We start from the raw sequence: 25,064 nt of genomic DNA on the forward strand, positions 1-25,064 counted from the left end.
CGGCGCAGGAGGAATCCACTTTTGGCACGCCCCACAAACCCATCCGACATCGGTGGCCTGCCACCCACCGACGTCACCCCGGCCAACCTGGCGAAGCGGGGAGGAGACTTCCACGACGAGCAGGAAGCCCTCGCCGACGCCATGGCACAGGCGATGACCGCCCTGGCCGCGCTCGGCCCGTTCTGGGGCGATGACGAGTCCGGCCGGTTGTTCTACGCCGGCGCCGAGGGTCAGAAAGGCTTCCGTGCGGCCACCGAGGAGATCGTGGAACACGGCCTGACCATCCAGGTGGGCTACCGGAGCATCGGCGACAAGCTCGCGGTCGCCGGCGTGAACGTCGCGGCGGCCGACTGGGCCACCATCAGCGGGATGGTGCGGAAGGTCTACGACGGGGACCTCACCGTTCCCACCACCAAGGCCAAGGTCACGTGAGCCCGGCGATTCCGTTCGGGGCCTTCAAGAGACTCGCCAACACTCGTCCCGTCGCCACCACGGCCACCCTCGGAGTCGCGGCGCACGCCACGTTCGTCACGGCGATGCTCGCCGTCGAATGGCCTGAGGGCGACCCCGGCGATTCGCGCAAGGCCGCGGAGATCTTCGACGGCCTCGCCAAGAAGATCGACGAGGGTCTCGTCGCGGCGGACGACGTCGCCCGGCGGGTGTGGCTCGACAACTCCGGGGCAGGCATCGAGGCGTTCAAGGCGATGTGGCGGGGAGCCGGCGCCGGTTCACCCGCGCCGTACGCCGGCGCCACCCCGCCCGCCCGGCCGCAGGGCTTTTCGGCCTATCCCACAGAGGTCGCGGCCTACTGCCGGCGGGTCGCCGGAGCCTGCCGCGCCTACGCCGACTGCGTCGAGACGGTCCGGTACGTACTGATCGTGATGGCGGTCCAGCTCTGGGCCAACATGCTGATGACCTCCATGTACGGGTGGATCACCGGCGGGATGAGCAAGTTCGTCCAAGACCGCATCATGAAGAAGTACTTCCAGGATCTGGCCCGGATACAGCTCAAGATCTTCCGTATGAGCGTTCACACGATCGTCCAGAACGCTTTCTACTACACGCTCGACAGCGTCGCCTACGCCGGGATCCAGCAGGGGATGCAGTGGGGCATCTACCAGGCCAGTGGGGTGCAGAAGGACATCAACGGCACCGACGTCCTCTCGATGAAGACGAACGCCGTCCAGTTCTGGCAGGCGTTCGCGGCGAACATGGCGTTCGAAGGCATGTACGACCTCAGCAAGGTACTCCGCTACGCCCCGAGGAACACCCGCTGGGGCGACTTCCTCAGCCGGATGTCCGGCTCGGTGGCCTACAGCATCGTGAACAACCTGGAGATCAACCCGACGGGCAACCCTGTTCCCACCGATTGGGAGACGTGGCTCACCAAGTTCCTGATCCACGGGGTCCGCTCGGCGAAGCCGTCGTCGCCGTCGTAGCGCGGTGTCCTGTCCGACGGGTGCCGGGCCTCTGCCGGCCGCTCCGGGAACGGCCTCTGACCTGCTGGTGGGCGATACTGGGATCGAACCGGTGACCTCTTCGGCGTGAAGCAATGATCATGGTTTTTGGATCATGCCGAACGACGGTGTGACCGGGAGCGGCTGCCATTGATCAGCGCGAGGGCATGGCCGACGGCGGCTTCGGCAGTGTCGCCCGGCGCTGCAACTCCTCGACCACCCCGATCAACTCGCGCACTTCGTCCACGACCCCCTCGTCGACCGGGTCGGTCCGTACATCGGCCGGGTCCCAGGCCATCTCCTCCAGCCATTCGACGTACTGCGTGTGGTGCTCCCGCAGGACCGCGAGCAGAGAGTCGCCGCTGCGTGTGACCTCGTTGTGCGGCTCGACGTCCTTCCAGACCCCGAAGATGGTCGTCCGTCCGGCCCGAAGCTCGGCCAGGCTGTAACAGTGCACACTGCCGCCGTGACTGAGGTCGTGGCCGACACCGAGGAAGAGGGGGACCAGGTCCGGGTCACGGGCGAAGACCTTGCGCTCGATGTCCTCCAGGGCGCCGGGCCGCGCAGCGGGGCCGCCACGATCGAGGGGTACGGCCAGCTGCCAGGGCAGACGGGTGCAGGTCACCATGAGATCCAACGACACGGGGTCCGCCGCGGCGAGGACGAAGAACTCCTCTGGGAAGTCGGCGCCATAGCACTCCCGTATTACCTCGCGGGGGCCGAGCCCCTGCGAGTAGAGAGCCCTCGCCAGGTCGGCCATGGAGGTGTAGTCGTCGGGTGACGACTGGGCACGTAGCCGCTGAAGGTCATCCTCGGTCATGCCTGCCTCCGACCATCGTGTGCTCGATCTCGTGAAGCCGGCGCCCTCAGCGGCCGCTTTCCGCTGACGTGGGGAAGCCGTGACAGGTCTTCGGCGGCACTCTCAAAGCGTCCACGAACTCCTGCGTACTCCCGCCCGCTGGGAGGACCTCGATCTGGTGTTCTGCACCCGCTACGGCACTCCCCTGCTCGCCGGCGACGTCCGGCGATCGTTCCGGGCCGGTGGTTCCCCGGGCCGAGGAGGGCGATTGGTCACGCAGTTAGACACGCAGAAGATCAAAAGGCCGCTTCCCCGAATGGGAAGCGGCCTTTGAGCTGGTGGGCGATACTGGGATCGAACCAGTGACCTCTTCGGTGTGAACGAAGCGCTCTCCCGCTGAGCTAATCGCCCCTGCTCGTCGGGGCCTCTCCGCTTGGAGCGGCCTTGCCGACGGGGAAAACCATACCTCACTTCGGGGGGTGCTGGCGAAGTGACGGGGGTTTGCGATCAAGGAGGGCCCGGGAGGCCGCCCGGAGCATGATCAGAGTGGCCTCCGGGGGCCCGGTCGCAGAACTCGATCACGAAAGGTTGGCGGGAGTCCGGCGGCGTGGCGCTCTGTTGTCATAGCATCGTCATGCCCCATACTCATCCGAATCGCACCACTTATGATCTTTAACCCGAGACACCCGTAGATGCCCCGTAGGACGACCGGAACGACCGCAAAACCCTTGCAAACACGCACCTGTAAGCGATGTTTGACCAGGTAGAGGCACAAATGTCGCGCTGTGATATGCGTTACAGAAGGGCTCAGGAGCGGAATCTCTCCTGCAGGTCTCTTCGTTGCGCTGACATAGCTCCGCGCGAAGTCCTTCAGAGCACCGCAACCCAAGCCCCGCGCAGGGGACCCACCGACGAAAGGTTTGGCTGACGATGAATGCCACCGTCTCTGCCGAGCTGGGCCTTCGACTTGTGGTCCCCGACCGTACGACCGTCCCCCTGCTCGCCGGCCTCAGCTACACGGCCGATGACCCGTACGCCATACGCATGGCCTTCCACGTGGGGAACGACGAACCGGTCGAGTGGATCTTCGCCCGCGAACTGCTGACCGTCGGCATCGTGAGGCGGGTGGGAGACGGCGACGTGCAGGTGTGGCCCGCGCGGGCCGACGGCGAGCGCACGCTCAACATCAGCCTGACCTCGCCGTTCGGCCAGGCCCTGTTCGAGGTGCCGCTGCCGCCGCTCACCGAGTTCCTGCACCGCACCTACGAGCTCGTGGCGGCCGGCCGCGAGACCGACTTCATGGACCTCGACGAAGAGCTGTCGAACATGCTCTGGAGTTCCTGAGCCGCCAGGCTCTCATTTCAGCAGCCCGCGCATCCTGTCGATCTCGATCCGCTGGCCGGACGCCATGTCCTGCGCGAACTTCAGCATGGTCTGGTCCGTGCCGCCCGCCAGCTCCTCCCCCGCCATCTTCACCGCGCCCTCGTGATGTCTGATCATCAGGCGCAGCAGGAGCTCGTCGAACGCCGCGCCGCGCGAGGCGCGCAGCCGGTTCATCTCCTCGAGGCTCGCCATGCCGTACCCGTCCGCCCCGGTGTGCCCGGTGTGCTCTCCCGGGACCTCGCGGCCGAGCGCCCGCAGCCAGCGCGACATCACCCCGATCTCCGGCGTCTGCCCCACGGCGATTCGCTCGCATATGCGCCGCACACCCGGATTGTCGGTACGGCTCGGGGCGAGGTCCGCCATCTCCAGTGCCTGACGGTGATGGGGGATCATCCGCTCGGTGAACAGCACGTCGGCCGCGGAGGCGTGTGACTCCTGCCGGGCGACCCGCTCGCCGGGTGCCGCCGTACGTCCCGCGTCGCCGGGGGCTCCGGGGACGATCACGGGCGCACCCGTGCCCGCCACCAGGCCCGGCTTCTCCTGCGCTCCGGACGAGGTGCATCCGGCCAGCATGGAAGCCACTGCAACCGTTACGAAAACCCCGTACACACGCCGTCCGTTCGACATAGCTTCCATACTGGGGCAGATTCCCAAATACGGCCGGACAACGGGGGGCATTGTGGGTAGGTGGCGGATCGGCGCGCTGGCGTCCGTGACGGGCGCGGTCCTGCTTCTGGGAGGCTGCGCGGGCGATCCGGGGGGCTCCGCCTCCCCACCGGCCACCACGAAGGCTCCAGGGGCCGCTCAGACCCCGCCGGGGCTGGCCGGTGTCCAGCACAGCGCCAACGCCAGGCTGGTGGCGAACGTCCCGCTGTCGGCGCCGTTCGACGGCGAGGAGTCCTGGGGCACCGACCTCGCCTTCCAGGGGAACTACGCCTACGTGGGCAACTACGACGGCTTCACGGTCCACGACATCAGCGACCCGGCCAAGCCCAAGGTCGTCACGCGGGTGGTCTGCCCCGGCGGCCAGAACGACATCTCGGTGACCGGGAACCTGCTGTTCCTGTCGGTGGACGACCCTCGCGACGGCGACAAGTGCGACAGCGGCAAGGGCGACCCGTTCGGGGGCTGGGAGGGCATCCGGATCTTCGACATCTCGGACAAGACCCACCCCCGCTACGTCAAGTCGCTGGCCACCGCGTGCGGCTCCCACACCCACACCCTGGTCCCGGGCAAGGACCCCTCCAAGCTGTACCTGTACGTCTCGTCGTTCGGCCCCGACCCCAACTCCGCGACCTGCAAGCCGCCGCACGACTCCATCGCCGTCATCGAGGTCCCGGTGGACGACCCTGGGCAGGCGAAGATCGTCAACCAGCCGGTGCTGTTCAACGACGGCGACGACGACTCGCGGCCCGGCGCGACCAGCGGGTGCCACGACATCACGGTCTACCCGGAGAAGGACCTCGCCGCCGGGGCCTGCCTGGGCAACGGCATCCTGATGGACATCTCCGACAGGGCGCGCCCCAAGGTGCTCCAGGAGATCACCGACACCGAGAACTTCTCCGTCTGGCACTCGGCGACCTTCAGCAACGACGGCAGCCGGGTGATCTTCTCCGACGAGCTGGGCGGCGGCGTGGCGCCGACGTGCGACGCCAAGACCGGGCCGACCAGGGGCGCCGACGCGATCTACGACATCACCGCCGACCGCAAGCTCCAGCGGCGCGGCTACTTCAAGATCCCGCGCTACCAGACCGAGACGGAGAACTGCGTGGCCCACAACGGCGCGCTGATCCCCGTCCCCGGCAAGACCATCCTGGTGCAGGCGTGGTACCAGGGCGGGATCTCGGTGGCCGACTTCACCGACCCCGACCACCCGAAGGAGATCGCCTACGTCGAGCGCGGCCCGCTCACCACGACGGGCGAGCCGAAGCTGGGCGGATCGTGGTCGGCGTACTACTACAACGGCTACATCTACTCAAGCGACATCACCAAGGGCCTGGACGTCATCGCGATCGACGATCCGCTCACCGACCCGGCGAAGTCGGTGAAGCTCGCCGAACTCAACGCCCAGACCCAGGTGTCGTACCCCGAGTGATCACGGGTCGATGTCGGCCGCGCTCCGCTCGGCGAAGACGCGCATGGCCTTGGCGGTGATCGGGCCGGGCGCGACCGGCAGGACCGTGTCGTCGACCACGCGGATCGGCTGGACGTCCCGGGTGGTGGAGGTGAGGAACGCCTCCTCGGCCTCGTACAGCGCGGAGATCGGCACGTCGGTCTCCGTGCCGCCGCACCATTCGAGCACCAGCGCCCGGGTCACGCCGGCCAGGCAGCCGGAGGCGAGCGTCGGGGTGATCAGCTGCCCGTCGCGGACGATGAAGATGTTGCTGCCGGTGCCCTCGCAGAGGTTGCCGGCGAGGTTCTCGAAGATGGCCTCCTGGCCGCCGCGCTCCTTGGCGTAGGCGAGGGCCTTGGCGTTGTCGCCGTAGGAGGTGCTCTTGACCCCGGAGAGGGCCCCGCGCTCGTTGCGCGGCCACGGGACGACGGTGACGGCGGCGGTCTCCGGGAACGGCGCCTGCGCGCCCACGATCACGATGGCGTTGGTGCCCTGGTTGCCCCGGTCGGAGCCGAGCGGGCCGTTGCCGCTGGTGTAGGTCACGCGGATGCGGCCGAGGGGCCACGGCGGCGCGGCGGCCAGGCACGCCCGCACGCCGTCGGCGATGGCGTCGACATCGGGCTCGGGGAGGCCGAGGCGCTCGGCGGAGAGCTTGAGCCTGTCCAGGTGCCGGGTGAGGGCGAAGGACTCGCCGTTCATGCACTTGATCGTCTCGAACACGCCGTCGCCGACCATCAGGCCGTGGTCGAACACCGAGACGCTGGCCTGTGTGGGATCGATCAGCTCGCCGTTGACCCAGACCGGAACGTTCATCTATCAAAACTCCTTTTCTAACGTTTTACCCATGTTTGCAGGCATGTCCTGGCATACCGGTTTCCGCCGGGAATCGGGAAGGCTCGTTCACGCCCTCCCGGAGGCGAGCGCGATGAGCCGGGACGCCTTCAACTCGGTCTCGCGCCACTCGCCCTCCGGGTCGGATCCCCAGGTGATCCCGGCTCCGCTGCCGAAGCGGATGAGGTCGCGCTCGATCCAGAACGTGCGGATGCCGACGGCCAGCGCGGCCTCGCGCGCGTCGGCGTCCACCCAGCCCACGGCCCCACAGTACGGCCCCCGGGGCTCAGGTTCGAGTTCATTGACGATTCGCAGGGCGGAGGACTTGGGGGCGCCGGTGACCGAGCCCGGCGGGAAGCTGGCGGCGAACAGCTCCGGCCAGCCGCACCCCTCGGCGAGCCGGGCGCGCACGGTCGACTCCATGTGCACGAGGTTCCCGTACGCCTCCACGGCGCACAGGGCGGGCACGGTGACCGAGCCGACCTCGGCCACCCGGCCCAGGTCGTTGCGCACGAGATCGACGATCATGATGTTCTCGGCGTGGTCCTTCTCCAGCAGCCTGTCCGGGGTGACCGCCGTGCCCTTGATCGGCTTGGACTCCACGACGTTCCCCGACCGTGACAGGTACAGCTCCGGCGAGGCGGACACGACGGTCATGCCGGGCACCTGGACGGTCGCCGAGTGCTTCCCGGGGTTGCCGCGCGCCAGCCGCCCGGCCAGCACCAGCGGGTCGGCCTCGCCCCGCAGCTCGGCGGTGAGGACCCGGCACAGGTTCACCTGGTAGACCTCGCCCTGGCCGATGTACTCGCGCACCCGCCGGACCCCGTCCTCGTACCCCTGCCGGTCGAGCGAGCTCGTCCAGTCGAGGGACGCCGGCCACGGGCCCGCCGCGGGCGGGAGCGGCGCCGGGCGCACCTCGTCGAAGCGGGCGCAGGTGACCTTGCCCTCGTAGGTGACCACGACGGCCCACCACCCTGTGCCGTCCAGGGCCCCGAGGTCGGTGGTCACATCGCGGAGGCCGGTGGCCAGGCGGCCACCGATGTGGGCGAAATACACCCTTTTATTGTCCCGTGCCGGAGGCGTCAATCGATCCCCCACTGGTGTGGGCATCCTCGGGCCGGCCGTCCGGGGCGTGCCACTCCCGCGCGGCCCGGCGGAGCAGGCGCAGCAGGGTCGCGGCGGCGGCCAGCGGCGCCGTACGGGGCAGGGCCGCGTACACCTGGCGGCGCGGGGCGTACGCGCCGAGCGGGCGCAGCGCGAGGTCGCCCCGCACGGCCCGGGCCGCCATCGACGGCAGCAGCGTCACGCCGAGCCCCGCCGCGACGTACCCCAGCTTGCCGGTCCATTCCCCGATGCGGATGCCGATTCTCGGCGTGAAACCGGCGCGGGCGCACGACTGGGCGAGCATCGTGGGATGCCCGGGCGGGGCGCCTTCGATCCAGTTCTCGTCCCGCAGGTCGCGCAGGTCGATCACCTGGCGGTGCGCCAGCCGGTGGCCGGGCGGCAGCGCGACGAGCAGCTCGTCGGTCAGCAGCGGGACCAGCTCGGCCTCGGCACCGGGGACCAGGCCGGAGGGGTAGTCGCTGACCACGGCGATGTCGATGGAACCCTCGTGGAGACGCTCCAGCAGCCGGTTGCTGAAGCCCTCGACCAGGGCGACCTCGACCCCGGGGCAGGCCTGCCGGAACTCGCGCAGCGTCTCCGGCAGCAGCACGGCGTTGGCGGTGGCGAAGGCGCCCACGCGCAGCCGTCCGCCGGACCCGTCGTGGACGGCCGCCAGTTCGAGCGCGGCGTGGTCGAGCCGCTCCAGCACGTCCCTGGCGTGGCGGTGCAGAACGGTCCCCGCGGGCGTGAGCCGTACGCCCCGCGCCAGCCGCTCGAACAGTGGCCCCTTCGCCTCACGTTCCAGAGCGGCGATGCGGCGGGAGACGGCGGACTGGGTGTAGCTCAACTCGTCCGCCGCCGCGGTGAACGACCCGGTGCGGGCCACCACGTCGAGCAGCCGCAGGTCGTCGGTCTCGAACACATTCCTCCTTCGCATGCCTCACATGCAATCTACTCGCTTGTGGCATACGTCGGCACTGGATACCGTCGGGACGGTGATCGCTTTTCTCGGACTCGGGCGCATGGGCGCCCCCATGGCCCGCCGCCTCGTGGCGGCCGGGCACAAGGTGACCGTGTGGAACCGGACGCCCCGGACGGTGCCGGGCGCGGACACGGCGGAGACCGCGGCGCGGGCCGTCGCGGACGCCGACGTCGTCATCACCATGCTCCGCGACCCGGGGGCCGTGGAGAAGGTCCTGACGGCGGCCCGTCCGCGGCCGGGGTCGCTGGTGGTCGAGATGTCCACGATCGGCCCCGAGGCCGTCTCGCGGCTGCGCGAGCTGCTGCCCGAGGAGGTCGCGCTGGTGGACGCCCCGGTGCTCGGCAGCGTCCAGCCGGCCGCCGAAGGCACCCTGCTGGTGCTGGCGGGAGGGGCGCCCGCCGACCTGGACCGCTGCCGGGACGTGCTGGGCGTCTTCGGCACCGTGCGGGACGCGGGGCCGCTGGGGGCGGGCGCGGCGATGAAGCTCGCGGTGATGAGCGTGATCGTCCCCGCGCAGGTGATGATCGCCGAGGCCCTCGCGTACGGCGAGACCAAAGGGGTCGGACGGGCGGCGCTGCTCGACGTGCTGTCCGGGACGCCGCTCGGCCCGCTGGCCGACCGGGTACGGCCCGCCGTCCTCGACGGGCCGCCCGAGACCCGGTACGCCCTCGGCCTGGCCGCCAAGGACCTGGCCCTGGCCGCCCACGAGGTCCAGACGATCGCGGCGGCCGCCCGTGACCGCCTGACGGCGGCGGCCGAGGCGGGCCTGGCCGGCAGCGACCTCACCGCCATCTTCACGGCCCTTGACCGCTGAGCCGGCGAGGCGGACCATGAAGCACCCCCAGATTGCGAGGTGTGCTCATGTTACGCAGGGTCTTCGCAATGGCGGCACTCGCCACGCTGGCTCTGACCGGCACCGCCACCGCCCGGACGGCCCCCGGATCCGAGGTCGGGGCCACCGGGCAGCCGCCGGGCTCGGCGAACCCGGTGCGCGGTCTCGTCGACGCCCACAGCCACCTCATGGCCAACGAGGCGTTCGGCGGCAGCCTGATCTGCGGCGAGCCGTTCGATCCCGACGGCATCGACCACGCCCTCGTCGACTGCCCCGACCACCGCCCGCACGGCGAACTGGCCTGGTTCGAGAACTTCACCCGCCACGGCACCCCCGTGGGCACCCACGACCCGGTCGGCTGGCCCACGTTCAAGGACTGGCCGGCCCACGACTCGCTCACCCACCAGCAGGCCTACTACACGTGGCTGGAGCGGGCCTGGCGGGGCGGGCTGCGGATCATGGTCAACGACCTGGTCGCCAACCGGCAGCTCTGCGAGATCTACCCGCTGAAGCGCAACCCCTGCGACGAGATGGCCACCCTCAGGCTGGAGGCGCGGCGCACCTTCGAGCTGCAGGACTACGTCGACGCCCAGAACGGCGGCCCGGGCCAGGGCTGGTTCCGGGTGGTGAAGTCCGCCGCCGAGGCCAGGCAGGTGATCGCCGCGGGCAAGCTGGCCGTGGTCCTGGGCGTGGAGACCTCCGAGCCGTTCGGCTGCCGCCAGACCCTGGGCATCCCCCACTGCACCAGGGCGCAGATCGACACGGGCCTGGACGAGATGTACCGGCTGGGCGTCCGCAGCATGTTCGTCTGCCACAAGTACGACAACGCGCTGTGCGGCGTCAGATTCGACCCCGGCACCACCGGCGTGATCGTCAACATCGGCAACTTCCTGGCGAGCGGCCGCTTCTGGAACGCCAGGACCTGCACCGGCCCCGAGCACGACAACACGATCGACCCGGCCGGGGTGCTGCCACCCGAGATCGCCAAGTGGCTGCCGTTCGGCGTCGGCCTGCCGGCCTACCCGCCCGCCCCGCACTGCAACACCAGGGGCCTCACCTCACTGGGCGCGTACATGGTCCAGGGCATGATGCGGCGCGGCATGATCGTCGAGATCGACCACATGAGCGCCAAGGCCGCCGGCCAGACGCTCGACCTGCTGGAGAAGGCCGGCTACCCGGGAGTCATCTCCTCCCACAGCTGGATCGACCCCGGGTACCTCCGCCGCGTCTACCGGCTCGGCGGCATGGTCACCGCGTACGGCTCCCCCGCCGACTCCTTCACCGCCGGCTGGCGGGCAACCGAGCCGCTCCGCCAGGAGTCCGGCCGCCCCGGGTACGGCTACGGCCTGGACGCCAACGGCATGGGCCCGCTCCCCGCCCCTCGCCCGGGCAGCGCGGTCACCTACCCGTTCACCTCGCTCGACGGCGCCGTCACCCTCGACCGTCTGCGCACCGGCGAACGGGTCTGGGACGTCAACACCGACGGGGTGGCCCACTACGGGCTGGTCCCCGACTGGATCGAGGACATGCGCAGGTACGCCGGGAACGAGTTCGCCCAGGACATGCTGGCCGGCGCCGAGGCCTACCTGAAGACGTGGGAAGGCGCCGAGGCCCACGGATCCTGACCTCCGCTCGGCCGCGGCGGGACGGCGTCGCTAGAGGAGCCCCCGCTCCATCGCCACGACGACCGCCGCGGCCCTGCTGTCGACGCCGAGCTTGGCGAAGACGTGCTTGAGATGCGTCTTCACCGTCGTCTCGCTGATCATCAGGGCCCTGGCGACCTCTTTGTTCGCCGCGCCCCGCGCGACCAGGCGCAGGACCTCCAGCTCGCGCGGGCTCGGGTCCTGCTGCGGGGGCTTCCCGATGAGGGCGGCGGCGATCGACGGGGCCAGCACCGCTCCCCCGGCGGCGGCCGTGCGCACCGCCCGGTGCAGCTCCTCCCTCGGGGCGTCCTTCAGCAGGTAACCCGCCACCCCCGCGGCCATGGCCCGCGTCACGTCCGCGTCGGTGTCGTACGTGGTCAGCACGATCACCTTGATCTCCGGATGAGCCGTGTGGAGCCGCTGGATCGCGCCGACCCCGTCGAGGCCCGGCATGCGCAGGTCCATGAGCACCACGTGCGGCCGCGCCCGCGCGGCCACGGCCAGCGCCTCCAGCCCGTCGCCCGCCTCCGCGACCACCTCGATGTCGGCGACGTGGTCGAACATGCCGCGCAGCCCGTCGCGGACGACCGGATGGTCGTCGACGATCATCAGTCTGAGGGGATGCGCAGGCACAGCGCCGTCCCTTCTCCCGGCGCGGACTCGACCGTCAGCGTGCCGCCGACGGCGGCGGCACGCTCGTTCATGGCGGCCAGCCCGTAACCCCTGCCGCGCACGGCCGGGTCGAAGCCGGTCCCGTCGTCGAACACATCGAGCGTCACCTCGTCGTCCATGTACGTCAGCGTGATCGCCACCCTGCCCGCCCGCGCGTGCTTGGCCACGTTCGCCAGCCCCTCCTGCGCCGCCCGCAACAGCGTCGTCCCCACCTCGCCGGGCAGCGGCCGGGGCGTACCCTCGACCGACACGGTCGCCGTCGTCCCCGCCGTCCGCGACCACCGCTCCGCCACCTGGGCGAGCGCCGCGTCGAGCCCCGCGTCGGCGAGCGGGCGCGGCCGCAGCGCGTCCACGGAGCGCCGAGCCTCCTGCAGGTTGTCGCGCGCCAGCTCCTTGGCCAGCGCGACGCGCTTGCGCACGGCCACCAGATCGGGCATCGCCTGCTCCGCCGCCTCCAGCTGGGTGATGATCCCGCTCAGCCCCTGGGCGATGGTGTCGTGGATCTCCCTGGCCAGCCTCGCCCGTTCCTCCAGCACCCCGACCGTCCTGTTCTGGGCGCTCTGCCGGGACACGTAGTTCACGAACAGCCCGACCGCCACCACCAGGCCGGAGCTCCCGGCGAGCTTCCACAGGGCGTCGGGATCATCCAGGTAGCCCCTCGCGGCGAACGTGCACAGGACCGTCGCCACCGCCCCGACGTACGACCACACGCCGGCCAGCATCAGGTACGGCTGGGGCATCAGCCCGAAGATCACCACATCGAAGGAGCGGTCCGTCATCACCAGCGCGACGTAGAGGCCGCAGATCACCGCCAGATGGAACGCCATCGGGTCGAGCCGGCCGAGCAGGCGCGGCCGCCGTACGACGAAGAACCCGTGCCAGGCGGCCGTCAGCGCGAGGATCACCAGCGTCAGCGGGCCGGGGCCCGCCTTCTCGCCGAGCGAGAGGATCAGGCCGAGCGCCAGGCAGGCGTGGAAAAGCAGATGGAAGGCGCGCAGCCAGCGCGCCTCCCAGACGTTCACCTCGTCACTCCCATCGGAACAGGGCGGCGGCGGCAGCCGTACCGGCCACGATTATCCCGGCGAGGATCACGATCGGGAAGACCCCGACGGCGCCGGACCAGCCGTTCCCCAGGGCGTCCACACCGGGGGTCAGCGGCAGGAAGTCGCCGATGCGGCGCAGCGACTCGGGCAGGGCCCTCCTGGGCACGGCGGCACCGGCCAGGAAGATCATGGGGAACATGACCAGCATGCCGATCAGGCTCGCGCCCCTGGCGTTACGGACGACGGCGGCGATCACGAAGCCGAGCGAACAGGTCATCACCGAGCAGAGCAGGAAAGCCGCGGCCAGCAACGGGACGTTCCTGGGCGGATCCACGCCGAACCCCGCGATAGACACCCCCACCAGCACCACCGAGCCCGCCAGGCCCAGCAGGACCTGCGCCACCAGCTGCGCGCCGAGCAGCATGACCGGGGAGATGGGGGTGATCGCCAGCCGCTTGAGCACCTTGCGCTCGCGGTAGGACGCCACGACACCCGGCAGCGCGCCCATCCCTCCGATGGCCACGATCATCGCGATGTACCCGGGGACCGCGCCGGCCTCGCCGTGCTTGAGCACCAGCAGCATGAGCGGGAAGGCCGTCATGAAGAACATCGAGGCGGGGTCGCGGACCAGCAGCCTGAGCTCGGTGGCCGTCAGAGCGGTGAACGCCTTCATCGGTTCGTCCCCTCAAGCGCGAAGTAGGCCTCTTCCAGGGAGGCGGTTCCGGTCTGGGCGATGATCTCGGCGGGGGTGCCCATGGCCCTGACACGGCCGCGGGCGAAGACGGCCACGCGGTCGCAGAGCGCCTCGGTCTCCTCGAAGTAGTGACTGACCAGCACGACGGTGGTTCCCGCCGCCTTCAGGTCGCCGACCTGCCGCCAGGTCTCCCGGCGCGCGATCGGATCCAGGCCCGTGGTCAGCTCGTCCAGTACGACCACCTCGGGGTCGCCGACCAGGGCCAGCGCGAGCATCAGCCGCTGCCGCTGCCCGCCGGACAGGTCGCCGAACGCCTTCCCGGCCAGAGGCCGCAGGCCCCAGCGGTCCATCACCTGCCGCCAGTCGGCCGGAGCCCGGTAGAAGGAGCCGAACAGGCGCAGCGCCTCGGCGACCTTGATCCGTTCAGGCAGCGAACTGTCCTGCAGCTGCGCCCCGATCCGCTGGGCGAGGACCCGCCGCCCGCGTAACGGGTCCTCGCCGAGCACTCTTACAGTGCCTTCGTCGGGCCGCCTGAGCCCGATCAGGCACTCCACGGTCGTGGTCTTGCCCGCGCCGTTGTGGCCGACGATCCCGAACGTCTCCCCGGACCGGACCGTGAACGTCACACCGTCCACGGCGTGCGTGCCGCCGTACGTCTTGCGGAGGTCTCTCACCTCGATGGCTTCCATGCATCGAGCCTCCCGCCGGGGCGGGCGGCGCGGCATCGCCCATCACGTCACCCGGCATCCTCCATTCGAGGGATGCCGGAGCGTTGGTGGCGCCGTGTGGCTCAGACCTCCGGCAGGGAGGGATCGGGCTTCCAGGGGTTCGGTGCGGTGATGGACCAGCGTTCATGGTCGCGCCAGGCCCCGTCGATGTAGAGGTAGGCGCGCGACAGCCCTTCGTAACGGAAGCCCAGGCGCTGGGCCAGGGCCAGGGAGGCCTTGTTCTCCGGCTGGATGTTGGCCTCCAGCCGGTGGAGCCGCAGCTCGGTGAAGGCGTGCCGCAGGGCGAGGGTGAGCCCGTCGGTCATGTAACCCTGCCCTGCCAAGGGGGCGAAGGCCGCGTAGCCGAGGGACGCGCCCTGGTAGCGGCCCCGGATGATCGAGTTGATGTTGACCATGCCGGCGGCCGCGCCGGTCTCCCGGACACGGATCAGGAAGCCCAGGTTGGTGCCGTCGTCGAAGCGGCGCATCCAGAGCTGGAACTCCTCCGCGGTCACGGGCAACTGCATCCATGGCTGGTGCAGCTCGGAGCTGGCCCGCACGAGCGAGCAGAACTCGTCCTGGTCGGCGAGGGTGAGCGGGCGCAGTTCGACCCGTGATGGCATTTCGGACATGGACCAACGTTAGGGCCTGTCGTCAGCGGTGGATCACCCGAATGATCCACCTGGGCCGATCCTGATGTGGGCCGCAGGCCGCCACGCACGGCATGGGCCTCGCAGGGGGCGCTTCGCGCGTACCCGCTCGGACTCTGCCCGGCGGGGGCACGCCCCCGCACCCCCTTCCGCCCCGCCGCTCTCGTTCCGTACGCCAAGCGCCCGGCCTCGGGGTGCCGGGCGCTTTGATCGTGACCAGTCAATAGCCCTCAAGGGGTGACCAACGGTCACCCTCAGGGCTCGACATACCGTTTTTGTTCAGATTCCGTCCTTGACGCCCCTGATGAAGGTCGTCCACTCGTCGCGGGTGAAAGCCAGGACGGGACCGCCGGGGTTCTTGCTGTCACGAACCGCCACGAGGCCAGGGAGAACGCCGGCCACTTCAACACAGTTCCCGCCGGTGTTGCCGCTATGTGAACTCTTCACCCATACGGCCTGAGAGAGGTCGATTTTCAGGTCTCTTGCTTCCGTCGCCATTGGTCTCTCACTTCCTTGATCATTTTCAGTGATTCACCAGGCCGGTATGCCTCTGCCCGTATCCTGTCATATTGCCCCCATGCAGCGGCCACGAGATCGTACGCGGTCGACACCTCGCCAGTCCCTGCGGACTCGATGGAAACAACCGTTGGCGCGTCCGGGAGTTCGGCGATGGTAAAGCTCGACAGGAAACCGTCTGTGCAGGGGGTGTCGAAGGGGACCAACTGGACTCGTATACCAGGGCGGTCGGCAAGCTCGGCCAGATAGTCGAGCTGCTCGACCATAACCGCCGGACCTCCGACGGGGCGCTGCAGTACGGATTCGTCGATCAGGACCCACAATTCGGGCGGATTGTCGCGTTCGAGAATCAGCTTGCGCCGCATGCGAGCCCTGACCCGTTCCTCGATCTCCTCTGCCGAGACTGGACGACCACCCTTGAAGACCGCGCGAGCGTACCCCTCCGTCTGAAGCAGGCCGGGAATCAGCAGAGGATCCCAGCTCCGCAGAGTGCGGGCGCGCGGCTCTATCTCGTCGGCCCATTTGATGAACCAGCCGGGACCACTGGCCGGAGAAGTGATATTCCGACACAGGCGGGCAAATAGATCGCTCGTCCCGAATACCTCATCACATCGCCTGGCAAGGTCCGGTTTAGGGGTACGATCGCCGATCTCGATGTGCGCGACGAGCGATGATGAGCACCCAAGGTGCTTGCTGAGCGTGACCTGGGTCAGGCTTGCCTCTTTGCGGACGCGGGCCAGCTCTCTACCGAAGCGCTGAACCGGCGTCAGACGTGGGTCGAGATCATTCGCCATGCACGCCTCCGTGATCGTCCCGATTCTGCCACTGACATATGCCGACGGTTTCCTGACAGAAGACCCCGGCACACCGGGGCTTTTTGTGGCCCTATTGTGCGGCCGTATCGCCTGCACATCAACCGCTTTCACGGGCAGGCTGTGAGTGAAATCGCAGAGCAAGGCGACAATATGCCGCCAATTGGACGTAAAGGATGGAGGCGTAGGGCGGTCATGACAATTTCTGTTCGGCCTGTGGGCGGCGCCGGGACGGCACGGGCGTCGGCCGACGGGGCGGCTGCGCGCCTGATCGAGGTGGCGCGGTGAGGACGATGGAGTTCCTCGGATCCGTCGATCTGCTCGGCAGGCTCAGTTCCGTCGCGATCGCGCGGTCGTACGTACGCTCGGTGCTGCTGGCCGCCGGACGACGGGATCTCGACGACGTCGAGCTGCTGGCCGGCGAAGTCGTCGCCAATGCCGTCAGGCACTCGGACTCGGGCCGCAAGCCGGACGGGGTGGTCAAGCTGCGGGTCCACGACGACGGCCGGACCGTGCGCATCGACGTGATCGACCAGGGCTCCGCCACCGCCATCCCCCGGATCCCGGCCCAGGTCGACCCGCTCAGCGAAGGTGGCCGCGGCCTGTGGCTCGTACGGGAACTGTCCTCGGCCTGGGGCTGGGATCAGGACGGAACCACCCGAACCGTTTGGTTCCAGATGACTCCGTGACAAGCAATACGGTGACAACGAGACGACCGGCGTCCTGTGGCGAATGGAGTTGATAAAACGTCGTTAAGGGCGTTACAGCCTGCTCCCCAAATACGCCTGAGTGCCAGCCTTGGTCGCGAATCGGTGGGATCTGAATGGGCGAGGGTCGCCCTGGAACAAAGCGCGCCGAAGGCACCTTTTCCGGTGGAAGGTCAGGCTACTTGCCCTGACCCGGCGCGATCTGTCCGACCGGCAGGAATCCGACGTCATGGCGTCCACGGTGAGGGCGGGAATCCGCCAGCCTCCGGCCGGCCGCGCCTGTTGGGTGGGATGCGCGTTCACTGCCATCCACCACGGGACGGGATCGATGTCCGTACTTTCCACTTCGGCCGATGAAGCCGCCACGTCGGACCCGCCGACACCCGCCAACTGGCCGGCGGTGCTGGCGGTGATGATGGGGATCTTCTCGATCGTCACCACCGAGATCCTGCCGATCGGGCTGCTGACGTCCATCGGGGCCGACTTCACCGTCTCCGACGGAACCGCCGGGCTGATGATGACCATGCCCGGCTACCTGGCGGCGGTCTCCGCGCCGCTGGTCACCGTCCCGACGGCCCGAATCGACCGGCGGCTGATGCTCTGCGCGTTGACGTTCCTGCTGGCGTCGGCGAACTTCATCGCCGCCGCCGCGCCCGCCTACTGGGCGATGCTCGTCTCCCGCGTTCTCGTCGGGGTCGTCATCGGTGGCTTCTGGTCGATCGGCGCGGGACTGGCCGGCCGTCTGGTGCCGGCACGGTCGGCGCGGCGGGCGACGGCGGTCATCTTCTCGGCCGTTCCGCTGGGGTCGGTGCTCGGCGTGCCACTGGGGACGCTGATCGGAGACCTGGCGGGGTGGCGGATCAGCTTCGTGGTGCTGGGTGTGCTGTCGGTCGCGGTGCTGGCCGCGCTCGCCGTACTGCTGCCGCCGCTGCCCGCCGAGCAGGTCACACGACTCAAGGTGCTGGGCGGTGTGATCCGTGGCGCAGGCACCCGGTTCGCGCTGGTGACGACCGTCCTTGTCGTGCTCGCGCATTTCGGCACCTACACCTACGTCATGCCCTTCCTCGAGCGGGTCACGCACGTGGCCCCCGGACTGATCACGCTGTTCTTGTTGACGTACGGCGTCGCGGGCATCGCCGGGAACTTCCTGGCGGGCACCATCGTCGCTCGCCGTCCGCGCGCCGCCTTCGGCGTGGCCGGGAGCCTGATCGCCGTGGCCACGCTGGCGCTCCCGTTCCTCGGCCGGTGGGACCTGGGCGCCGTGGTGCTGCTGATCGTCTGGGGTGTCGGCTACGGAGCCGTGCCGGTGTGTTCGCAGACCTGGTTCGTCAAGGCGGCGCCGCACGCGCCGGAGGCGGCCTCGGTGCTGTTCACGGCGTCGTTCCAGGCGACCCTGTCGACCGGCGCCCTGGTCGGCGGACTCATCGTCGACCACACTTCCCTACCGGCGGTCATGACGCTCGGCGGCGCCACCGCCCTGGTGATGGTGGCGGTCGTGGCTCGTTCCGCGCGCGCCGACTCCCGGCCGGCAGAAAGCTGACGGTTTCTGCCCCCGCGACGACGATCAAGACGCCGGCAGCGGCGTGATGCGGATGAAGCATGCCCAGCCTGTAGGTTCAACCGGGTCGACGCCTGGGCCCACGCCGTTCAGGCGGCATGGGCCTCGAACCACAGTGACCCGAGATCGTGTCCAGGGGTGAGACGCACATCGGCATCGAGCGCCGCGGCCAGGCGTCGCAGCAATGTGACCGTAGGAGCCGTTCCCCCTTCTTCGATGCACTCGATCTCCTCGATGGTCATGCCTGCCCGCTCGGCGAGGTCCCCGACGGTCAGATTCAACGCGGTGCGCCGATCGTAAAGGGCTTTGCCGAACGCCAGCGCTTCACGGATCGCGATGCGCTCAGGATCATCGATCTGCACTTCAGGACGCACCCAGCGGGTGTGGTAGCCGGTCATCACACCTGCCTCTCGAAGCTCTCCGTCACCGGCCCATGATGGTCGCGTTCACAGATTTTCTGCATCCGCACGGCTCGATCGATCTGACGTTGATCGTGCTGCTTGGTCTTGTGGAAAACCGTTAGAAACACGATGGTCCCATTCGAAGTACACCAGTACGTTACCCGTGCCGCAACATCGCGAAGCCGAACGCGCAGTTCCCACACCGATCCTTCAAGATGGTCCGACCAGGGACCCCCGAGCCGCGTGCCCTTCTCGGCCAGCAGCGCGGCCACCTCATCGACCCGTTTGTAGTCAGTGTCGCTGAGGGCAACGAGCCACTCCCTTACTTCCCGCTCCAGCTCGAACCCATAGAGCTCACGCACGCGTGACCTCCCGCTATCGCGCCACTGCGCCGTTCCCATGGAGGCATGAACAGCAGCCCATTTTACCCTCTGCTTAAGAGTCGTCACACAGGGCCATCAACGCTGTGGTCGCACGGGCTGGTTGCGGGTCGGGGAGGCGGCTGCGCGGCGAGGGGCGCCCTGGATGAGGCGCGCCGAAGGCACCGTTTCGAGGGGCTCAGCGAGGAGTGTCCCAGGTGAGGGGGAGGCCGAAGGTGGTGTGGAGGCCGGTGCGGCCGGCGTCGGTCAGGTGGACGACGCGGCGGGCCCGGCCGCGGCGCAGCCATTCCAGGTCGAACAGGCGCCCGGTGATGGCGGCGCCCAGGGCACCGGCGAGGTGGTGGCGTTTCTCCCCCCAGTCGACGCAGTACCGGATCGCGGGGCGCCGGCGGGAGAACTCCTCGACGTCGACCCCGAAGGCCGCCAGCCTGCCCAGGCCGGCCGGGGTGATCCGATAGCCGCCGTCGACGTGGGCGAGGACGTCGCCGTCCACGAGCGCGGCGAGCAACGCGACCCCGAGCTGCCCCGCGAGGTGGTCGTAGCACAGCCGTGCGCGCAGCAGTGCCTGTGCCCGGACGCCGTCGCGCAGCGAGCGGACCGGCAGCGGTCGCGCGATCATGGCCAGCTCCTCCAGCACCCGCGCCACGTCCGTGCTGGCCAGACGGTAGTAGCGGTGCCGGCCGTCGTGTTCGACGGTGAGGAGCTTCGCCTCGAGCAGCCTGGTCAGGTGGCCGCTGATGGTGGAAACGCTCACCCCGGCCTCGGCGGCCAGCGCGCTGGCCGGCAGCACCCCGCCGTCGGCGAGCGCCCGCAGCACCTTGGTCCGCGAAGGATCACCGATGGCCGCCGCGACGTGCGCGATGTCGGCCTCTGTCGCGACGTTCCGCATGCGCGCCAGTGTAGGACGACGACACTTCGGTGCTCACCGTAGTGATCCGGGGCGAGACTGACGGCATGACGGTCACCCTTTCCCCATCGACCAGGGCGGGCCGGTTGCCTCTGGCGGCGATCTGTCTCGGTTATTTCCTGGTCATCCTGGACGTCACCGTGGTCACCGTAGCGATCCCGGTGATCGGCACCGAGCTGCGCGCCGGGATGACGGCGCTGCAGTGGGTCGTGGACGGCTACACCCTGGCGTTCGCGGGGCTGCTGCTGTTCTGCGGCGGGCTCGGGGACCGGCTCGGCGGCAAGCGGGTGTTCCTGGCCGGTCTGGCGGTGTTCACGCTCGCCTCCGCCGGCTGCGGGCTGGCGCCGGCCGCCGGCGCGCTCATCGGCGCCCGGCTGGTCCAGGGCGTCGGCGCCGCGCTGATGGTGCCGGCCTCGCTCGCCCTGCTCCGCAACGCCTATCCGGACCGGGAGTCGCGGGCGCACGCGTTCGGCGTGTGGGGCATGGTCGCGGGGTTCGCCGCCGCCGCCGGTCCGGTGCTCGGCGGGGTGCTGGTGTCCGCGGTCGGCTGGCGGTCGGTGTTCTTCGTCAACGTCCCGTTCGGCCTGCTCGGTCTCCTGCTGACCGCGAGGTACGTCCCGGCGCCCTCCCCTGCCCGCGACCGGAGTGGGCTGGACATACCGGCCCAGGTCGCCGGCGCGCTGTGCCTGGGCGGGCTGACCTCGGCGTTGATCGAGGCGGGGACGCGTGGCTGGGGCTCGCCGGTGGTGCTGGGCGGCCTCGCCCTGTCCGTGCTCGCGCTTCCCGCCTTCCTGCTGCTGGAACGACGGGCGCGGGCGCCGATGCTGCCCCTGGGGCTGTTCGGCGACCGGCGCTTCTCCGCGTCGGCGGTCGTCGGCGTGCTGCTCAACTTCGGTTTCTACGGGCTGCTGTTCGTCGTGCCGCTGTACTTCCAGCGGGTGCAGCATCTCAGCGCGCTGATGACCGGGCTGGCCATGCTGCCCATGGCGATGATGCCGATGATCTCCTCGCCGCTGAGCGGCCGGGTCGCCGCGCGCACCCGGCCGTACCTGCCGATGGCGTGGGGGCTGGTCATCGGCGGGGCCGGGCTGCTCGGCTGGCTGGTGGCCGGCCCGGGCACCGGCTACCGGGCGCTGGTGGTCCCGATGGTGCTCACCGGGTTCGGGACCGGTTTCACGATGCCGGCGGCCACCGCGGCGATCATGGAGGCGGCGCCGGCCGAGCTCGGCGGGGCGGCGTCCGCCGTGCTCAACGCCGCCCGCCAAACCGGGAGCGCGCTCGGCGTGGCCATGGTGGGCACGCTGGTCGCGGGCGCCGGTGTCGTGGGCGGCCTGCACGTCGCCGTCATCGTCGGCGGCCTCGGCTTCCTGGCCGCCGCCGCGCTCAGCGTGACGGCCGTCCGGTCCTGAGCGGTACGGCCGGGGCCGCCGGACGGCGCGGCCCCGGCTCGGGGATCAAGCCGGAACGCTCAGGCGAGCGGGCCCGTCACGGTCTCGGCGGCCGACAGCAGGGTGCCGTCGGCGACGAGGCGGACGGCGGACTCGATCTCCGGGGACAGGTGGCGGTCGGGGCCGGGGCCGGGGACGTCCTGGCGCAGGGCCGCGACCACGGCTCCGGTCGCGGGAGACGGCTGGAGCGGGCGGCGCAGGTCGATCGCGCGGGCCGCCGTCAGGATCTCGATCGCGAGCACGCGGGTGAACCCGTCGAGGGCGCGGCGCAGCTTGCGGGCCGCCGACCACCCCATGGAGACGTGGTCCTCCTGCATGGCCGAGCTCGGGATGGAGTCGACGCTGGCCGGTACGGCGAGGCGCTTGAGCTCCGACACGATCGCCGCCTGAGTGTACTGGGCGATCATGTGGCCGGAGTCGACGCCCGGGTCGTCGGCGAGGAAGGCGGGCAGGCCGTGGCTGCGGGCGACGTCCAGCATGCGGTCGGTGCGGCGTTCGGCCATGGAGGCGACGTCGGCCACGGCGATGGCGAGGAAGTCCAGCACGTAACCGACCGGCGCGCCGTGGAAGTTGCCGTTGGACTCGACCCGGCCGTCGTCCAGCACCACCGGGTTGTCCACGGCGGAGGCCAGCTCGCGTCCGGCCACGGTCGCGGCGTGGGCGGCGGTGTCGCGGGCCGCCCCGGCGACCTGGGGGGCGCAGCGCAGGGAGTAGGCGTCCTGGACGCGGGTGCAGGAGTCGTCGCGGTGGGAGGCCATGATGCCCGAGTCCGCCAGCAGGACCCGCAGGTTCGCGGCGGAGGCGGCCTGGCCGGGGTGCGGGCGCAGGGCCTGCAGCTCGGGGGCGAACACGCGGTCGGTGCCGAGCAGGGCCTCCACGCTCATGGCGGCGCTGACGTCGGCGGTCTTGAGCAGCAGCGCCAGGTCCTCCAGGGCGAGCACGAGCATGCCGAGCATGCCGTCGGTGCCGTTGATCAGCGCGAGGCCCTCCTTGGCGGCCAGCTCCACCGGCTCCAGCCCGGCCTGCTTCAGCGCGTCACGGGCGGGCAGCAGGTCGCCGGCCCGGTCGCGTACCTGCCCCTCCCCCATCAGCGTGAGGGCGACGTGCGACAGCGGCGCCAGGTCGCCGGAGCAGCCGAGGCTTCCGTACTCGCGGACGACCGGGGTGATGCCGTGGGTGAGCAGGCCGGCGAGGAGCCGCGCGGTGGCGGGCCGCACGCCGGTGTGCCCGGTGGCCAGGGTGTGCAGGCGCAGGAGCATCATCGCCCGGACCACCTCGGTCTCCACCTCGGGGCCGGAGCCGGCGGCGTGCGACCGGACGAGGGAACGCTGCAGCTGGGCGCGCAGGGAGGGGGCGATGTGGCGGGTGGCGAGCGCCCCGAAGCCGGTGGAGACGCCGTAGGCGGGGGTGGGGCTCTCGGCGAGCTCGTCGACGCGGGCGCGGGACCTGGCCACGGCCGTGAGGGCCTCGTCGGTGAGGCGGACGGCCGCGCCGTGGCGGGCCACCCTGACGACGTCGGCGAAGCTCAGCGGCTCCGGGCCGACGTCCACGACGTCGTTGTCGCGCATGGTGTCACTCTCTCAGCTAGGTAACTGGCGTATTGGATGTTAGCTCCTTACAGGAGAACATCTCGGCCAGCCCCTTCCTGCCCAGATCGGTCAATTCGAGCACGCGCCTGGTTCCCCCGCGCCGGTACCAGTCGCGCTCCAGGAGCGCCTCGGTGATCGCCGCGCCGAGGGCCCCCGCGAGGTGGGGCCGGCGTTCGGTCCAGTCGAGGCAGGCCGGGGCGAACCTGCGCCGGGACGCCCGGGCGGCGGCAACGTCGACCCCCAGCTCCCTCAGCGCCGCGTCCCCCGAGGGGGTCGGCTCGTAGGCGTCGCCCCCGACGAGGTACCCGGCCTCGATCATCGAGTCCAGCAGGCCCACTCCCGCCTGCCCGGCCAGGTGGTCGTAGCAGGTCCGGGCCTCTCTCAGCAGCCGCGCCTGTCTCGACTGCCGCAGGGATCGCACGGGCGGGCTCGGGCTGACGCGGGCCAGGGCCTCCAGGAGCTCGGCGACCTCGGGACCGGCCAGCCGGTAGTAGCGGTGCCGCCCCTGGGCGACCACGGTGACGAGCCCGCCGGACAGCAGCTTCGCCAGGTGGGCGCTGGCGGTGGCGGCGCTCACCCCCGACAGCCGGGCCAGTTCCCCCGCCGCGAGCGCCCGTCCGTCCATGAGCGCCGTCAGCACGGCCGCACGCGACGGATCGGCGAGCAGGGACGCCACCGAGGCGATGTCCGCGTCATAGGCGACATACTCCGCAACCATTCTTCGACGGTAGCCGAAATATGTTTCGACCAGGATCGAAGTGTCCGCGGCTCACGCCGGCGGCCCCGCTACGTACATCCGATCCGCAGAGGAGCACCCCACCCATGAACCCCAGCAGCGCGAACGACGCCAACCCCGCCGAGCTCGTCACCCAGGCCGTGGACCGCTGCCTCCAGATCGCCGGGACCTGGCTCGCCTGGGACGGACGGCCCATCGTGACCGACGGCGCGAACCTGTGGACGCCGGCCAAGGCCGTCCGCCGGATCCAGGACCACCTGGTCGACCATCTCGCCGAGGTGGAGGCCCTGCTGGCGGGCGCGCCGACCGCTCCCGACGCCTGGCACGGGCGGACCGTCACCCTGGACGCCGACTGGGCGCGCTTCACCGAGCTCGACCTGGCCGAGGCCCGTTCCCGCTGGACACGGCTGGGGCAGGCGTACCTGCACCGGTACGCGACCGCGGGCGAGGAGGCGTGGGACGAGCCGCGCGATCCGAACTGGACGCTGCGGCAGATCGCCGAGCACGTCGCGGGCATCACCTGGTACGCCGAGCAGGTCGGCGAGCTCCGGTTTGGGGACTGGGCCGGGATTCGCTAGAGTTCTCTGCGTGAGGCCGGGTCGAACCGGCCGACCACGCGGACGTGGCTCAGCTGGTAGAGCATCACCTTGCCAAGGTGAGGGTCGCGGGTTCGAATCCCGTCGTCCGCTCGGAGAGGCCTTGCGAGGACGAGGTCTCGCCCGGTGGAGTGGCCGAGAGGCGAGGCAGCGGCCTGCAAAGCCGCGTACACGGGTTCAAATCCCGTCTCCACCTCTTTTTCGCGGGCGATTAGCTCAGTGGGAGAGCGCTACCTTGACACGGTAGAGGTCACTGGTTCAATCCCAGTATCGCCCACCACCGAATCCCCGGGCCTGGCACAGGCCCGGGGATTTCGCTTTTCCGGCGATTCGGGCTCGGCGAGGATCACCAGGTCGTCGCCGTCGGCGCCTGCTGGAGCTGGGGCATCGCATCGTCCATCTGACCGGCGCGACGCGCACCTTCGACGCCCGGGCGCGCGTCGAGGGCCGGCGGGCCGCGCTGGAGCTCGCGCCAGGCTGTCGTGAGCCGACTTTCCGTTATTT

The 25,064-nt window shown here is 70.2% G+C and carries 27 protein-coding genes and 4 tRNA genes; 13 read left to right on the forward strand and 18 right to left on the reverse strand.

What is annotated here, in order from left to right; all coding sequences use genetic code 11:
- Positions 1 to 21: 21 nt before the first annotated feature.
- Together KIK05_RS16885 and KIK05_RS16890 are read left to right on the forward strand one after the other, a co-directional pair.
- Positions 22 to 432, forward strand: a complete 411-nt coding sequence (locus KIK05_RS16885) for a hypothetical protein (protein ID WP_214411681.1) — start codon at positions 22 to 24, stop codon at positions 430 to 432.
- Positions 429 to 1,439 carry a WXG100-like domain-containing protein gene (locus KIK05_RS16890; protein WP_214411682.1) on the forward strand — a complete coding sequence of 337 codons (1,011 nt, stop codon included), beginning with the start codon at positions 429 to 431 and terminating at the stop codon, positions 1,437 to 1,439. Before KIK05_RS16885 ends, KIK05_RS16890 begins: the two co-directional genes overlap by 4 nt.
- A 172-nt stretch (positions 1,440 to 1,611) precedes the next feature.
- On the opposite strand, the gene KIK05_RS16895 is transcribed toward KIK05_RS16890, so the two are convergent.
- Together KIK05_RS16895 and KIK05_RS16900 are read right to left on the reverse strand one after the other, a co-directional pair.
- Positions 1,612 to 2,277, reverse strand: coding sequence for a hypothetical protein (locus tag KIK05_RS16895; protein WP_214411683.1), 666 nt, complete (start codon positions 2,275 to 2,277; stop codon positions 1,612 to 1,614).
- A 315-nt stretch (positions 2,278 to 2,592) separates the two neighbouring features.
- A tRNA-Val gene (locus KIK05_RS16900) sits at positions 2,593 to 2,667 on the reverse strand.
- A 519-nt stretch (positions 2,668 to 3,186) separates the two neighbouring features.
- Between KIK05_RS16900 and KIK05_RS16905 the strand changes: the two genes are divergently transcribed.
- The gene (locus tag KIK05_RS16905; protein ID WP_214411684.1) at positions 3,187 to 3,600 is read left to right on the forward strand and encodes an SsgA family sporulation/cell division regulator; all 414 of its coding nucleotides are present in this window, start codon (positions 3,187 to 3,189) and stop codon (positions 3,598 to 3,600) included.
- A gap of 12 nt (positions 3,601 to 3,612) precedes the next feature.
- Here the strand turns inward: KIK05_RS16905 and KIK05_RS16910 are convergent, their stop codons facing one another.
- On the reverse strand, positions 3,613 to 4,212 hold the full coding sequence (locus tag KIK05_RS16910) for a DUF305 domain-containing protein (RefSeq protein ID WP_214411685.1): 600 nt from the start codon (positions 4,210 to 4,212) through the stop codon (positions 3,613 to 3,615).
- A 106-nt stretch (positions 4,213 to 4,318) separates the two neighbouring features.
- On the opposite strand from KIK05_RS16910, the gene KIK05_RS16915 reads away from it, so the two are divergent.
- Positions 4,319 to 5,734: an LVIVD repeat-containing protein gene (locus KIK05_RS16915; RefSeq protein WP_308249958.1), complete on the forward strand. Its 1,416-nt coding sequence runs from the start codon at positions 4,319 to 4,321 to the stop codon at positions 5,732 to 5,734.
- On the opposite strand, the gene KIK05_RS16920 is transcribed toward KIK05_RS16915, so the two are convergent.
- The 3 genes from KIK05_RS16920 to KIK05_RS16930 all read right to left on the reverse strand — a co-directional run bounded on the left by KIK05_RS16920 (position 5,735) and on the right by KIK05_RS16930 (position 8,609).
- A complete protein-coding gene (locus tag KIK05_RS16920) occupies positions 5,735 to 6,565 on the reverse strand; it encodes an aminotransferase class IV (protein ID WP_214411687.1) in 831 nt (276 codons plus the stop codon).
- Between the two features lie 87 nt (positions 6,566 to 6,652).
- Positions 6,653 to 7,639: a chorismate-binding protein gene (locus tag KIK05_RS16925; RefSeq protein ID WP_308249959.1), complete on the reverse strand. Its 987-nt coding sequence runs from the start codon at positions 7,637 to 7,639 to the stop codon at positions 6,653 to 6,655.
- Between the two features lie 4 nt (positions 7,640 to 7,643).
- The gene (locus tag KIK05_RS16930) at positions 7,644 to 8,609 is read right to left on the reverse strand and encodes a LysR family transcriptional regulator (protein ID WP_214411689.1); all 966 of its coding nucleotides are present in this window, start codon (positions 8,607 to 8,609) and stop codon (positions 7,644 to 7,646) included.
- Between the two features lie 73 nt (positions 8,610 to 8,682).
- Here KIK05_RS16930 and KIK05_RS16935 point away from each other — a divergent pair, with 73 nt between their 5' ends.
- Positions 8,683 to 9,483: an NAD(P)-binding domain-containing protein gene (locus KIK05_RS16935; RefSeq protein WP_308249960.1), complete on the forward strand. Its 801-nt coding sequence runs from the start codon at positions 8,683 to 8,685 to the stop codon at positions 9,481 to 9,483.
- A gap of 47 nt (positions 9,484 to 9,530) precedes the next feature.
- The gene (locus tag KIK05_RS16940) at positions 9,531 to 11,126 is read left to right on the forward strand and encodes an amidohydrolase family protein (protein WP_250562935.1); all 1,596 of its coding nucleotides are present in this window, start codon (positions 9,531 to 9,533) and stop codon (positions 11,124 to 11,126) included.
- Positions 11,127 to 11,156: 30 nt separating this feature from the next.
- Here KIK05_RS16940 and KIK05_RS16945 read toward each other — a convergent pair whose 3' ends face one another.
- The 7 genes from KIK05_RS16945 to KIK05_RS16975 all read right to left on the reverse strand — a co-directional run bounded on the left by KIK05_RS16945 (position 11,157) and on the right by KIK05_RS16975 (position 16,220).
- On the reverse strand, positions 11,157 to 11,753 hold the full coding sequence (locus KIK05_RS16945; protein WP_214411691.1) for a response regulator: 597 nt from the start codon (positions 11,751 to 11,753) through the stop codon (positions 11,157 to 11,159).
- Entirely contained in the window at positions 11,753 to 12,838 is a 1,086-nt protein-coding gene (locus KIK05_RS16950) for a sensor histidine kinase (RefSeq protein WP_214411692.1), read from the reverse strand. The genes KIK05_RS16945 and KIK05_RS16950 overlap by 1 nt, the downstream gene beginning before the upstream one ends.
- Before the next feature lie 4 nt (positions 12,839 to 12,842).
- Positions 12,843 to 13,532, reverse strand: coding sequence for an ABC transporter permease (locus KIK05_RS16955; RefSeq protein ID WP_214411693.1), 690 nt, complete (start codon positions 13,530 to 13,532; stop codon positions 12,843 to 12,845).
- Positions 13,529 to 14,242, reverse strand: a complete 714-nt coding sequence (locus tag KIK05_RS16960) for an ABC transporter ATP-binding protein (RefSeq protein ID WP_214411694.1) — start codon at positions 14,240 to 14,242, stop codon at positions 13,529 to 13,531. Before KIK05_RS16960 ends, KIK05_RS16955 begins: the two co-directional genes overlap by 4 nt.
- A gap of 101 nt (positions 14,243 to 14,343) precedes the next feature.
- Entirely contained in the window at positions 14,344 to 14,892 is a 549-nt protein-coding gene (locus KIK05_RS16965) for a GNAT family N-acetyltransferase (RefSeq protein WP_250562936.1), read from the reverse strand.
- Between the two features lie 297 nt (positions 14,893 to 15,189).
- Positions 15,190 to 15,408 carry a DUF397 domain-containing protein gene (locus tag KIK05_RS16970; RefSeq protein ID WP_214411695.1) on the reverse strand — a complete coding sequence of 73 codons (219 nt, stop codon included), beginning with the start codon at positions 15,406 to 15,408 and terminating at the stop codon, positions 15,190 to 15,192.
- Positions 15,384 to 16,220: a helix-turn-helix domain-containing protein gene (locus KIK05_RS16975; protein WP_214411696.1), complete on the reverse strand. Its 837-nt coding sequence runs from the start codon at positions 16,218 to 16,220 to the stop codon at positions 15,384 to 15,386. The genes KIK05_RS16970 and KIK05_RS16975 overlap by 25 nt, the downstream gene beginning before the upstream one ends.
- A gap of 311 nt (positions 16,221 to 16,531) precedes the next feature.
- On the opposite strand from KIK05_RS16975, the gene KIK05_RS16980 reads away from it, so the two are divergent.
- Together KIK05_RS16980 and KIK05_RS16985 are read left to right on the forward strand one after the other, a co-directional pair.
- Positions 16,532 to 16,927: an ATP-binding protein gene (locus KIK05_RS16980; RefSeq protein WP_250562964.1), complete on the forward strand. Its 396-nt coding sequence runs from the start codon at positions 16,532 to 16,534 to the stop codon at positions 16,925 to 16,927.
- Positions 16,928 to 17,273: 346 nt separating this feature from the next.
- The gene (locus tag KIK05_RS16985; RefSeq protein ID WP_214411698.1) at positions 17,274 to 18,485 is read left to right on the forward strand and encodes an MFS transporter; all 1,212 of its coding nucleotides are present in this window, start codon (positions 17,274 to 17,276) and stop codon (positions 18,483 to 18,485) included.
- Positions 18,486 to 18,592: 107 nt separating this feature from the next.
- Here KIK05_RS16985 and KIK05_RS16990 read toward each other — a convergent pair whose 3' ends face one another.
- The 3 genes from KIK05_RS16990 to KIK05_RS17000 form a co-directional block, all read right to left on the reverse strand.
- The gene (locus tag KIK05_RS16990; RefSeq protein WP_214411699.1) at positions 18,593 to 18,901 is read right to left on the reverse strand and encodes a helix-turn-helix domain-containing protein; all 309 of its coding nucleotides are present in this window, start codon (positions 18,899 to 18,901) and stop codon (positions 18,593 to 18,595) included.
- Complete coding sequence (locus tag KIK05_RS16995; RefSeq protein ID WP_214411700.1) at positions 18,901 to 19,266, reverse strand: type II toxin-antitoxin system RelE/ParE family toxin; 366 nt, start codon at positions 19,264 to 19,266, stop codon at positions 18,901 to 18,903. Before KIK05_RS16995 ends, KIK05_RS16990 begins: the two co-directional genes overlap by 1 nt.
- Before the next feature lie 196 nt (positions 19,267 to 19,462).
- The gene (locus KIK05_RS17000; protein WP_214411701.1) at positions 19,463 to 20,173 is read right to left on the reverse strand and encodes an ArsR/SmtB family transcription factor; all 711 of its coding nucleotides are present in this window, start codon (positions 20,171 to 20,173) and stop codon (positions 19,463 to 19,465) included.
- Between the two features lie 65 nt (positions 20,174 to 20,238).
- Between KIK05_RS17000 and KIK05_RS17005 the strand changes: the two genes are divergently transcribed.
- Positions 20,239 to 21,600 (forward strand): DHA2 family efflux MFS transporter permease subunit, encoded by a 1,362-nt coding sequence (locus tag KIK05_RS17005; protein WP_214411702.1) that lies wholly within the window; start codon positions 20,239 to 20,241, stop codon positions 21,598 to 21,600.
- Between the two features lie 59 nt (positions 21,601 to 21,659).
- Here KIK05_RS17005 and hutH read toward each other — a convergent pair whose 3' ends face one another.
- Together hutH and KIK05_RS17015 are read right to left on the reverse strand one after the other, a co-directional pair.
- A complete protein-coding gene (hutH, locus tag KIK05_RS17010; RefSeq protein WP_214411703.1) occupies positions 21,660 to 23,207 on the reverse strand; it encodes a histidine ammonia-lyase in 1,548 nt (515 codons plus the stop codon).
- Positions 23,208 to 23,223: 16 nt separating this feature from the next.
- Positions 23,224 to 23,946 (reverse strand): ArsR/SmtB family transcription factor, encoded by a 723-nt coding sequence (locus KIK05_RS17015; RefSeq protein ID WP_214411704.1) that lies wholly within the window; start codon positions 23,944 to 23,946, stop codon positions 23,224 to 23,226.
- 104 nt (positions 23,947 to 24,050) lie between these two features.
- On the opposite strand from KIK05_RS17015, the gene KIK05_RS17020 reads away from it, so the two are divergent.
- From KIK05_RS17020 to KIK05_RS17035, 4 genes are all read left to right on the forward strand, one after another.
- Positions 24,051 to 24,542 (forward strand): hypothetical protein, encoded by a 492-nt coding sequence (locus KIK05_RS17020; RefSeq protein ID WP_214411705.1) that lies wholly within the window; start codon positions 24,051 to 24,053, stop codon positions 24,540 to 24,542.
- Positions 24,543 to 24,580: 38 nt separating this feature from the next.
- A tRNA-Gly gene (locus KIK05_RS17025) sits at positions 24,581 to 24,653 on the forward strand.
- Positions 24,654 to 24,685: 32 nt separating this feature from the next.
- A tRNA-Cys gene (locus KIK05_RS17030) sits at positions 24,686 to 24,756 on the forward strand.
- A 9-nt stretch (positions 24,757 to 24,765) separates the two neighbouring features.
- Positions 24,766 to 24,840, forward strand: a tRNA-Val gene (locus KIK05_RS17035).
- Positions 24,841 to 25,064 lie beyond the last annotated feature (224 nt).

Source organism: Sphaerisporangium fuscum (genome assembly GCF_018531465.1).
Lineage (GTDB): Bacteria > Actinomycetota > Actinomycetes > Streptosporangiales > Streptosporangiaceae > Sphaerisporangium > Sphaerisporangium fuscum.

What these genes read in the sequence shown, in the direction of transcription:
- KIK05_RS16895 (WP_214411683.1), bottom strand. Translation starts at nt 2,277, where the DNA reads ATGACCGAGGATGACCTTCAGCGGCTACGTGCCCAGTCGTCACCCGAC.
- KIK05_RS16905 (WP_214411684.1), top strand. Translation starts at nt 3,187, where the DNA reads ATGAATGCCACCGTCTCTGCCGAGCTGGGCCTTCGACTTGTGGTCCCC.
- KIK05_RS16910 (WP_214411685.1), bottom strand. Translation starts at nt 4,212, where the DNA reads ATGCTGGCCGGATGCACCTCGTCCGGAGCGCAGGAGAAGCCGGGCCTG.
- KIK05_RS16920 (WP_214411687.1), bottom strand. Translation starts at nt 6,565, where the DNA reads ATGAACGTTCCGGTCTGGGTCAACGGCGAGCTGATCGATCCCACACAG.
- KIK05_RS16940 (WP_250562935.1), top strand. Translation starts at nt 9,531, where the DNA reads ATGTTACGCAGGGTCTTCGCAATGGCGGCACTCGCCACGCTGGCTCTG.
- KIK05_RS16945 (WP_214411691.1), bottom strand. Translation starts at nt 11,753, where the DNA reads ATGATCGTCGACGACCATCCGGTCGTCCGCGACGGGCTGCGCGGCATG.
- KIK05_RS16955 (WP_214411693.1), bottom strand. Translation starts at nt 13,532, where the DNA reads ATGAAGGCGTTCACCGCTCTGACGGCCACCGAGCTCAGGCTGCTGGTC.
- KIK05_RS16960 (WP_214411694.1), bottom strand. Translation starts at nt 14,242, where the DNA reads ATGGAAGCCATCGAGGTGAGAGACCTCCGCAAGACGTACGGCGGCACG.
- KIK05_RS16965 (WP_250562936.1), bottom strand. Translation starts at nt 14,892, where the DNA reads ATGTCCGAAATGCCATCACGGGTCGAACTGCGCCCGCTCACCCTCGCC.
- KIK05_RS16970 (WP_214411695.1), bottom strand. Translation starts at nt 15,408, where the DNA reads ATGGCGACGGAAGCAAGAGACCTGAAAATCGACCTCTCTCAGGCCGTA.
- KIK05_RS16975 (WP_214411696.1), bottom strand. Translation starts at nt 16,220, where the DNA reads ATGGCGAATGATCTCGACCCACGTCTGACGCCGGTTCAGCGCTTCGGT.
- KIK05_RS16980 (WP_250562964.1), top strand. Translation starts at nt 16,532, where the DNA reads ATGGAGTTCCTCGGATCCGTCGATCTGCTCGGCAGGCTCAGTTCCGTC.
- KIK05_RS16985 (WP_214411698.1), top strand. Translation starts at nt 17,274, where the DNA reads ATGTCCGTACTTTCCACTTCGGCCGATGAAGCCGCCACGTCGGACCCG.
- KIK05_RS16990 (WP_214411699.1), bottom strand. Translation starts at nt 18,901, where the DNA reads ATGACCGGCTACCACACCCGCTGGGTGCGTCCTGAAGTGCAGATCGAT.
- KIK05_RS17000 (WP_214411701.1), bottom strand. Translation starts at nt 20,173, where the DNA reads ATGCGGAACGTCGCGACAGAGGCCGACATCGCGCACGTCGCGGCGGCC.
- KIK05_RS17005 (WP_214411702.1), top strand. Translation starts at nt 20,239, where the DNA reads ATGACGGTCACCCTTTCCCCATCGACCAGGGCGGGCCGGTTGCCTCTG.
- hutH (WP_214411703.1), bottom strand. Translation starts at nt 23,207, where the DNA reads ATGCGCGACAACGACGTCGTGGACGTCGGCCCGGAGCCGCTGAGCTTC.
- KIK05_RS17015 (WP_214411704.1), bottom strand. Translation starts at nt 23,946, where the DNA reads ATGGTTGCGGAGTATGTCGCCTATGACGCGGACATCGCCTCGGTGGCG.
- KIK05_RS17020 (WP_214411705.1), top strand. Translation starts at nt 24,051, where the DNA reads ATGAACCCCAGCAGCGCGAACGACGCCAACCCCGCCGAGCTCGTCACC.